Genomic DNA, 8,494 nt, shown 5'->3' on the forward strand with positions numbered 1-8,494 from the left:
CACGCGACGGCCGGCCGTGACGCACTCAGTCGACCCGGAGTCGGTAACCGCGCTTCACCACGGTCTGCACCACACGTGGCGCGCGCAAGCCGGCCCGTAGTCGGGCCACGGCCATCTCCACGGCGTGCTCGTCAGCGCCCCGGGGCAGTGTCCGCAGCAACGCCGTGCGGGACAACACCCGACCCGGGGACTGGGCCAGCGCCCGCAGCACCGCCATCGGCGCGGGCGCGAGTGGCCGCAGCTCGCCGTCGATCACCGCGGCGTGCCCGCGCAAGGTGAGCAGATGCCCACCGGCCTTGAACGTCACGGTCCGGCGGGGCAACTCGTCGACGATGGTCCGCACCAGCGCGCCCAACCGGGCCCGGCCGGGCGCGCTCACCGGCACCCCGCGCCGCAGCAGAGGCTCGGCTGTCACCGCTCCGACGCAACTGGCCAACACGTCGCCGCGCAACGCGGACAGCACCGCGTCGGTGCGGTCACCGGCGGCCCGCAGCAACGCCTCGGCCGCCGGCGCCGACGTGAACGTCACCGCGTCCACCAGCCGGCCGGCGATCAGGTCGATCAACCGGTGCAGCGGTGCCGGGTCGGTGGGCGGCGCCCAGCGGTAGACCGGCACCTCGATGACAGTGGCGCCCGCCGCCTCCAGCGCGAGCGTGCACTCGGGCTGCCGCTCGCCGTGCAGCTGCATGGCGATCACCTGCCCGGCCACGCCGCGCCGGCAGAGATGGTCGACCACCTCGTCGCAGCTCTCCGAGGCGGGCGACCACTGGTCGTGCAGCCCGGCCGCCCGGATCGCGCCGCGCGCCTTCGGGCCGCGCGCCACCACGTACGAGCTGGCCAGCACGGAGCGCAGCGGCTCGGCCAGCCCCCAGCCCTCGGCCGCCTCCAGCCAGCCGCGCATGCCGATGCCGGTGTTGGCCATCAGGATGTCCGGCGGCTGGTCGAGGCAGGCGCGGGTCGCCTCGCGCAGCTCGGTGTCGTCGGACAGCGGCACGATCCGCAGCGCCGGGGCGAGCACCACCCGGGCACCGCGTCGTTCGAGCAGCGCGGCCAACTCGTCGCGCCGCCGGTCGGCGGTCACCCCGATGGTGAAGCCCGCCAGTTCTTCCCGCATCAACCCTCCTGTCGCAGCCGCACCTCGACCAGCCCGTTCCGGCAACGTGCGTCGTGTCGGGCCACGGCCACCCCGGGCAGGTCGAGGCAGTGCCCGCTGCGCAGGTCGTACACCTGCTTGTGCAGCGGTGAGGCGACCGTCGGCACTCCGCCACGGCTGCCGACGATGCCCCGGGACAGCACGTACGCCCCGGAGACCGGGTCGCGGTTGTCGATCGCGAACAGCCCGTCGGCCGTTCGGAAGATGGCGATCTGCACCCCGTCGACCAGGGCGGCGACGCCCCGGTCCGGTTCCAACCGGTCGAGGAGGCAGACGGTGGTCCAGGTCAGCGTGAGGGTCTGGGTCATCGCCGTACCTCCGGTAGGCCGAGGGTGACCGGTTGCCGACGGTGACCGTCTGTCGGCTCGGATCCGGTCGGGGGATGGTCGCGTACGGGCACTGGCTGGCCGCGTTCCCGGGTGAAGGTGATCGACGGGTCGGGGACGTCGGGGGCGTTGACGAAGGAGGTGTAGCGGCGCAGCCGATCCGGGTCGTCCAGGACGTCGCGCCACTCGTCGGAGTACGTCGACACGTGTCGGGCCATCGCCGCGTCGAGGTCCGCGCAGAGCCCGAGCGAGTCGTCCACGATCACCGAGCGCAGGTGGTCCAGGCCGCCGTCCATGGCCTCGATCCAGCCGGCGGTGCGTTGCAGCCGGTCGGCGGTACGGATGTAGTAGATCAGGAACCTGTCGATCAGCCTGATCAGCGCGTCCGTGGACAGGTCGGTGGCGAACAGGTCGGCGTGCCGGGGCCGGAAGCCACCGTTGCCGCCGACGTAGAGGTTCCAGCCGGTCTCGGTGGCGATGATGCCGAAGTCCTTGCTGCGCGCCTCCGCGCATTCCCGGGCGCAACCGGAGACCGCCGACTTGAGCTTGTGCGGCGCACGCAGCCCGCGATAGCGCAGCTCCAGCGCGACGGCCAACCCCACCGAGTCCTGCACCCCGTACCGGCACCAGGTCTCGCCCACGCACGACTTCACAGTGCGCAGCGCCTTGCCGTACGCGTGACCGGACTCGAAGCCGGCGTCGACCAGCCGCCGCCAGATCTGCGGCAGCTGCTCCACCCGCGCCCCGAACAGGTCGATCCGCTGCCCACCGGTGATCTTCGTGTAGAGCTGGAAGTCCCGGGCGACCTCGCCGATCACGATCAGCTTCTCCGGGGTGATCTCGCCGCCGGGGATCCGGGGCACCACCGAGTAACTGCCGTCGCGTTGCAGGTTGGCCAGGAAGTGGTCGTTGGTGTCCTGCAACGACGCCTGTTCGCCGTCGAGCACGTGCCCGCTGCCCAGCGAGGCGAGGATGGACGCCACCACCGGCTTGCAGATGTCGCAGCCGCGGCCCCGACCGTGCTCGGCGACCAGCCGGGAGAAGGTGCGGATGCCGCGGACGCGGACGATCTCGAACAGCTCCCGCCGGCTGACGTCGAAGTGCTCACAGAGCGCGCTGGACTGCGCCACCCCGGCCGCGTCCAGGAGCTGCTTCAGCATCGGCACGCAGGAGCCGCAGCTGGTGCCAGCCCGGGTGCACGCCTTCAACGCCGGCACGTCGGCGCACCCGTCGGCGATGGCGGCGTCCACGTCGCCCCGGGTCACCGCGTTGCAGGAGCAGACCTGCGCGCCGGCCGGCAGCGTCCCGGCGTCCGCGCCACCGCCGTCGGGGGCGAGCAGCGCCAGCGGCGCGGCGGGCAGCGGGCCGCCCACACTGGCGCGCAGCGTCGGGTACGCGCTGGCGTCACCGACCAGCACCCCGCCGAGCAGTGTGTGCGCGTCGTCGGAGAGGACCAGCTTCGCGTAGACCCGGGTGGCCGGGTCGGTGAACGTGACGTCCAGGCAGCCCTCGGTCGCGCCGTGCGCGTCGCCGAACGAGGCCACGTCGACGCCGAGCAGCTTGAGTTTGGTGGCGGTGTCCGCGCCCGGGAAGGTCGCCGCGCCGCCGACCAGCCGATCGGCCACCACCTCGGCCGTCGCGTACCCCGGTGCGACCAGCCCGTGACAGGTGCCGTCGACCGCGGCGCACTCGCCGACGGCCCAGATCCGCTCGTCGGCGGTGCGGCAGGTCGCGTCGACGAGCACCCCGCCGCGCGGCCCCAGCGGCAGACCGGCGTCCCGGGCCAACTGGTCCCGGGGCCGGATGCCGGCGGCCACCACCACCAGCTCGGCGTCGAGGGAGGTGCCGTCGGAGAGTTCCAGGGCCGCGACGCCGCCGTCCGGGCCGGGACGGATCGCTGTGGTCGCCACCCCGAGATGGGTGCGTACGCCCAACTCGTCGACGTAGCGGCGGAGCATCGCGCCGCCGGCCTGGTCCACCTGCACCGGCATCAGCCGGGGCGCGAACTCCACCACGTCGGTGCTCAGGCCGAGCAGTCGCAGGGCGTTCGCGGCCTCCAGACCCAGCAGCCCACCACCGATCACCGCCCCGGCCCGGCGGCCCCGCGCGTACTCCCGGATCGCCGCCAGGTCGTCCAGGGTCCGGTAGACGAAGACCCCGGGCAGCTCCGTGCCGGCTACCGGCGGCACGAACGCGTACGACCCGGTGGCCAACACCAGCGCGTCGTAGCGGTATTCGCCGACGGCTGTGGTCACCACCTGTCGGTCCCGGTCGACGGCGGTGGCCGGCTCGCCGAGTCGCAGCCGCACCCCGTCGTGCGGGGTGTGCAGGTTGAGTTCGCTCTCACTCACCCCGTCGAAGTACGCCGAGAGCCGCACCCGGTCGTACGCCGGGCGCCCCTCCTCGGCCAGCACTGTCACCCGCCAGCTGCCCTGTGGGTCACGGGCGCGCAGCGCGTCCACGAAACGCTGCCCGACCATGCCGTTGCCGATGACGATCAGATCGCCGCCGCTCATCGCGTCACCTCCACCGTTTCCGCCTGGCTCAGCCAGTCGACGATGCCGCTCACCGCGTCCCGACAGCCGCCGCATCCGGTGCCAGCCCGGGTCGCGGCCACCACCGCATCGACCGTCCGGGCGCCGGAACGCCAGCTTCTGACCAGTGCGCCCTTGCTCACCGTGTTGCACTGACAGACCGTGGCCGCGTCCGGCATCAGCGCCGGTGAGGCGGCCGGGGTCGCGCCGGCCGCGCCGAGCGCCCGGCCGAGCAGCAGCGCCCGCCGGTCACTCGGCACCGGCTGACCACGGTCGAAGAGTTGGATCACTGTGCCGACCGCCGGGTTGTCACCGAGCAGGATCGCGCCGATCAGCCGCTCGTCCCGGATCCGCAACCGGGCGTACGTGCCCCGGGTCGGGTCGGTGAAGGTCAGCTCCTCGCCCGACCCGCCGCTGGCCGCGTCGCCCATCGAGGCCAGGTCGATCCCGGCGGCCTTCAGCCGGGTCACCGCCGGCCGGGGCCGGTACCGGGCCAGTGGGTCCGTCCCGGTCAGCACGTCGGCGAGCACCTGGGCCTGGGCCCAGGCGGGCGCGACCAGCCCGGTGAGCACGCCGTCGTGCTCGGCGCAGTCGCCGATCGCCGAGATGGACCGGTCGCTGGTGCGGAGCCGGTCGTCCACCACCACGCCGCGCCGCACCGTCAGACCGGCGGCCTGCGCGAGGGCGGTGTCCGGTCGTACGCCGCAGGAGAGCACCAGCAGGTCGGCGTGCAGCGATCGGCCGTCGGCCAGGTCGAGGCGGACACCGCTGCCGTCCGCGGCCACGCCGGTCGCCGACACCCCCAGTTGGACGGTGACGCCGAAACCGGCGAGCGTGCCGGCGAGCACCGCGCCGGCCGCCGGGTCCAGTTGCCGTTCCATCAGGTGCTCTCTCGGGTGCACCACTGTGGTGGCAAGCCCCCGGGTGGCAAGCCCTCGGGCGGCCTCCAGACCGAGCAGCCCGCCGCCGAGCACCAGCGCGCTGTGGGCGCCGTCCGCTGCGGCGAGGATCCGCCGGCAGTCGTCCAGGGTTCGGAAGGGGACCACCCGCTCCGGCAGGTTCGCCGGGTCGAGGCCGGGCAGCGGCGGCACCACAGCGCGGGCGCCGGTGGCCAGCACCAGGTGGTCGTAGCCGATCCGTTCGCCGTCGTCGGTGCGGACCTCCCGGGCGGTCCTGTCGACGGCGATCACCGGTACGCCGCTGCGCAGGTCGACGCCGTGCCCGGCGGCTTCGGTCAGCTCCACGTCCGGCTCGTCGATCCGGCCGGCCAGCAGGGTGGAGAGCAGGATCCGGTTGTACGCGCGGTGCGGTTCGGCCCCGAGCACCGTGACCTTCCGGTCTCCCTGCCGGGCGTGCAGTTCACCGGCGAGGCGCGCGCCCGCCATCCCGTTGCCGATGATGACCACCCGGGCGGTCATGCCTTCTCCACCCGGACGGCGCAGATCTTGAACTCGGGCATCCCGGAGATCGGGTCCACCGCGTCGTTGGTCACCGAGTTGGCGCGTCCCGCCCCCGCGTAGTGGAACGGGGCGAACACGGTGTCGGGTCGGATCCCGGCGCTGAGCCGGGCCGGAGCGCGGAACTCCCCGCGACGTGAGGTGACCCGGACCGGGTCGCCGTCGTCGATGCCCAGTCGGGCGGCCAGGTCGGGGTGCAGTTCGACGAACGCCTCCGGGGCGGCGCGCCGCAGTGCGGCCACCCGTCGGGTCTGGGCACCTGACTGGTACTGGGCCAGCACCCGGCCGGTGGTGAAGTGCAGCGGGTACGTGGCGCAGACCTGCTCGGCGGCCGGCCGATGGTCGACGTGGTGGAAGCGGGCCCTGCCGTCCGGGGTGGCGAACCGGTCGGCGAAGAGTCGTGGCGTGTCCGGCCCGTCCTCGGTCGGGCAGGGCCAGTAGACCCCGTCGTCGGCGTCGATCCGGTCCCAGCTGATGCCGGCGTAGTCGGCGGCCCCACCGGCGGAGGCGCGGCGCAGCTCGGCGAAGACGGCAGCCGGGTCGGCCGGGAACCGGGCTGCCGCGACGGCGGCCGGTCGCCCGCTGGCCGGGTCGGTGTCGGCCGGGTTGGCATCCGTCGAGTCTGCGGCGGCCAGCCGTTTCGCCAGGTCGGAGATGATGGCGAGGTCGGTTCGGACGCCGGGCGGCGGCGGGCGTAGCGCGCGTCGACGCAGCACCCGACCCTCCAGGTTGGTCATGGTGCCGTCCTCCTCGGCCCACTGCGCGGTGGGCAGCACCACGTCCGCCAGCGCGGCCGTCTCGGAGAGCAGGAGGTCGGCGACGACCAGCAGGTCGAGGTCGCGCAGTCGGCCCTCGATCCGGGCCGCGCGGGGTGCCGACACCACCGGGTTCGACCCGAACACCAGCAACGCGCGTGGGCCACCCGCAGTGCCGAGCGAGTCGAGCAGTTGGTACGCGGGCACTCCCGGACCGGGCAGCTCGTCGGCGGGCACGCCCCAGACCCCGGCCACGTGCTCCCGGGCGGCCGGGTCGTCGATCCGCCGGTAGCCGGGGAGCTGGTCGGCCTTCTGGCCGTGCTCCCGGCCGCCCTGGCCGTTGCCCTGGCCGGTGAGACAGCCGTAACCCGAACCGTCGCGGCCGGGCAGACCGAGGGCGAGGGCGAGATTGACGTACGCGGTGACGGTGTCCACCCCCTTGGCGTGCTGCTCGGCGCCGCGCGCGGTCAGGATGATCACGCGACCGCCGGTGCCCAGCGCGCGGGCGGTCGCCTCCAGGTCGGCCACCGGCACCCCGGAGAGCTGTTCGGCGCGTGCCGGCCACCAGGCGGCGACACCGCGGCGGACCGCGTCGAAGCCGGTGGTGCGGTCCGCCACGTAGGCCCGGTCGACCCAACCCTCGGTGAGGGCGATGTGCAGCAGCGCGTTGGCCACCGCGAGGTCGGTGCCGGGCAGCGGTTGCAGGTGCAGGTCGGCCTGGCGGGCGGTCGCCGTGACCCGAGGGTCGATGACGATCAGTTTCCCGCCGTTGCTGCGCTGCTCGGTGAGCCAGCGCACCAGCGGCGGCATGGTCTCCGCCGGGTTCGCCCCGACCAGCAGCAGGGTGTCGGCCCGGCCCAGGTCGGCGAGGGGGAACGGCAGCCCACGGTCGATGCCGAAGGCCCGCATCCCGGCGGCTGCCGCCGAGGACATGCAGAACCGTCCGTTGTAGTCGATGTGCCGGGTGCGCAGCCCGATCCGGGCGAACTTCCCCAACGCGTACGCCTTCTCGTTGGTCAGGCCGCCGCCGCCGAAGACGGCGACGGCGTCCCGGCCGGCGTCGTCCTGGACGGCGCGGATGCCGGCGACCACCCGGTCGAGCGCGGTGTCCCAGCTTGCCGGCTGCAGCGCGCCGGTGACCGGGTCGCGCACCAGCGGGGTGGTCAGCCGCTCCGGGTGGTCGAGCAGTTCGGCGGCGGTCCAGCCCTTCTGGCAGAGCCCGCCTCGGTTGGTGGGGAACTGGCGCGGGTGGACCGTCACCCCGGCGTCGTCCGCGCGCAGCGTCATTCCGCACTGCAGGGCGCAGTACGGGCAGTGCGTCGCCACCTCCCGGGGCGTCCGCCCCGGTGGAGTTGCCGACCGTGCACCGTCTGTCATGTCGGGAAAGCGTGCCGGCGGGCGGTTTCCGGTCCGGGTCTCTTCTGTTTCGGTCCTGTCAAGTGGGTCTCACACCGCACAGAGGCAGCGGGTGTGACGGGTGGGTGACAGCCTTACCGCAATTCGGAGCGGTGCGGTCGGCGGGTCAGGGGCAGCCAGCCCAGGAACCGGGCATGAAGTGCTCGCGGGTCAGGGCGGACGCCCAGGGCATACAGGTCGTCAACCGCGTCCTGCAGGTTCGCTGCCAGGTAGAACGCCAGCGCGATCGAGTGGCCGTAGAACTCGGTCGCGAGGTGAAGCTGAGCCGGTGAACACGGCCAGGGAGCGGCGCAGTTGCGGCAGAGCCACGCCGGGCGCATCGGCTGGTGCGGGCGAGGGCGGCGGGTCATCCGACCCTCACCGGACCGCGCTTGACGGGCATGCGGGTTACTGGGCGACGGGCCGCCGGGGCGGGCGGGTCCGACCAGATCAGGCCCGCGGGCATCACGAACAGGGACCGGCGCGCTACTGCAAGGCCCCTCGCAGCCAGCTCGTAAGCGTCGATCCACAGCCACCCGTCGTAGGTCGGCCAGTCGAGAATGCGAATCACGCGGACGAAGATCGGGCGCATGAACTGCACACTTGCGGCACGGGTCAGGTGCAGGACCTCACCCGCGCACGGCTTCCGCGGTGTGGGCTTCGGCTTGGGTCTCCGATCGGGCGGCTCGTCCGGCACGGTGCTCTCCCCTGGTCGTCACTGTGGGAAGGGGCCGCCCCGTGGTGCTTACCGTGGAGATCTTGGACAGTTTCCGTTTTCTGGCGGGCTCAACCGGTGGTTGCAACACCGAGGAGCTGGGTCATTTTCTCACCGGGGGTGGCCCAGTTCAGGGTCATGCGGGGGCGGTCGTTGAGT

General features: G+C 73.4%; 7 protein-coding genes. All 7 read right to left on the minus strand.

From position 1 onward, the window contains the following. Positions 1-25: 25 nt before the first annotated feature. Positions 26-1,114 carry a uroporphyrinogen-III synthase gene (locus ABZU74_RS25915; RefSeq protein ID WP_355428750.1) on the minus strand — a complete coding sequence of 363 codons (1,089 nt, stop codon included), beginning with the start codon at positions 1,112-1,114 and terminating at the stop codon, positions 26-28. Then, positions 1,114-1,461 (minus strand): nitrite reductase small subunit NirD, encoded by a 348-nt coding sequence (nirD, locus tag ABZU74_RS25920; protein WP_355428753.1) that lies wholly within the window; start codon positions 1,459-1,461, stop codon positions 1,114-1,116. The genes ABZU74_RS25915 and nirD overlap by 1 nt, the downstream gene beginning before the upstream one ends. After that, positions 1,458-3,995, minus strand: coding sequence for a nitrite reductase large subunit NirB (nirB, locus tag ABZU74_RS25925; protein WP_355428756.1), 2,538 nt, complete (start codon positions 3,993-3,995; stop codon positions 1,458-1,460). The genes nirD and nirB overlap by 4 nt, the downstream gene beginning before the upstream one ends. Then, a complete protein-coding gene (locus ABZU74_RS25930) occupies positions 3,992-5,431 on the minus strand; it encodes an FAD-dependent oxidoreductase (protein ID WP_355428758.1) in 1,440 nt (479 codons plus the stop codon). Before ABZU74_RS25930 ends, nirB begins: the two co-directional genes overlap by 4 nt. Beyond that, positions 5,428-7,602, minus strand: a complete 2,175-nt coding sequence (locus ABZU74_RS25935; protein ID WP_355428761.1) for a molybdopterin oxidoreductase family protein — start codon at positions 7,600-7,602, stop codon at positions 5,428-5,430. Before ABZU74_RS25935 ends, ABZU74_RS25930 begins: the two co-directional genes overlap by 4 nt. A gap of 113 nt (positions 7,603-7,715) precedes the next feature. Then, the gene (locus ABZU74_RS25940) at positions 7,716-7,991 is read right to left on the minus strand and encodes a hypothetical protein (RefSeq protein WP_355428764.1); all 276 of its coding nucleotides are present in this window, start codon (positions 7,989-7,991) and stop codon (positions 7,716-7,718) included. Continuing rightward, positions 7,988-8,212: a hypothetical protein gene (locus ABZU74_RS25945; protein WP_355428776.1), complete on the minus strand. Its 225-nt coding sequence runs from the start codon at positions 8,210-8,212 to the stop codon at positions 7,988-7,990. The genes ABZU74_RS25940 and ABZU74_RS25945 overlap by 4 nt, the downstream gene beginning before the upstream one ends. Positions 8,213-8,494: the final 282 nt, after the last annotated feature.

This window comes from Micromonospora sp. NPDC005171 (assembly GCF_040608575.1).
Lineage (GTDB): Bacteria > Actinomycetota > Actinomycetes > Mycobacteriales > Micromonosporaceae > Micromonospora.

Excerpts from the sequence above, each read along its gene's own strand:
- ABZU74_RS25915 (WP_355428750.1), bottom strand. The coding sequence starts at position 1,114 with ATGCGGGAAGAACTGGCGGGCTTCACCATCGGGGTGACCGCCGACCGG.
- nirD (WP_355428753.1), bottom strand. The coding sequence starts at position 1,461 with ATGACCCAGACCCTCACGCTGACCTGGACCACCGTCTGCCTCCTCGAC.
- nirB (WP_355428756.1), bottom strand. The coding sequence starts at position 3,995 with ATGAGCGGCGGCGATCTGATCGTCATCGGCAACGGCATGGTCGGGCAG.
- ABZU74_RS25930 (WP_355428758.1), bottom strand. The coding sequence starts at position 5,431 with ATGACCGCCCGGGTGGTCATCATCGGCAACGGGATGGCGGGCGCGCGC.
- ABZU74_RS25935 (WP_355428761.1), bottom strand. The coding sequence starts at position 7,602 with ATGACAGACGGTGCACGGTCGGCAACTCCACCGGGGCGGACGCCCCGG.
- ABZU74_RS25940 (WP_355428764.1), bottom strand. The coding sequence starts at position 7,991 with ATGACCCGCCGCCCTCGCCCGCACCAGCCGATGCGCCCGGCGTGGCTC.
- ABZU74_RS25945 (WP_355428776.1), bottom strand. The coding sequence starts at position 8,212 with ATGCGCCCGATCTTCGTCCGCGTGATTCGCATTCTCGACTGGCCGACC.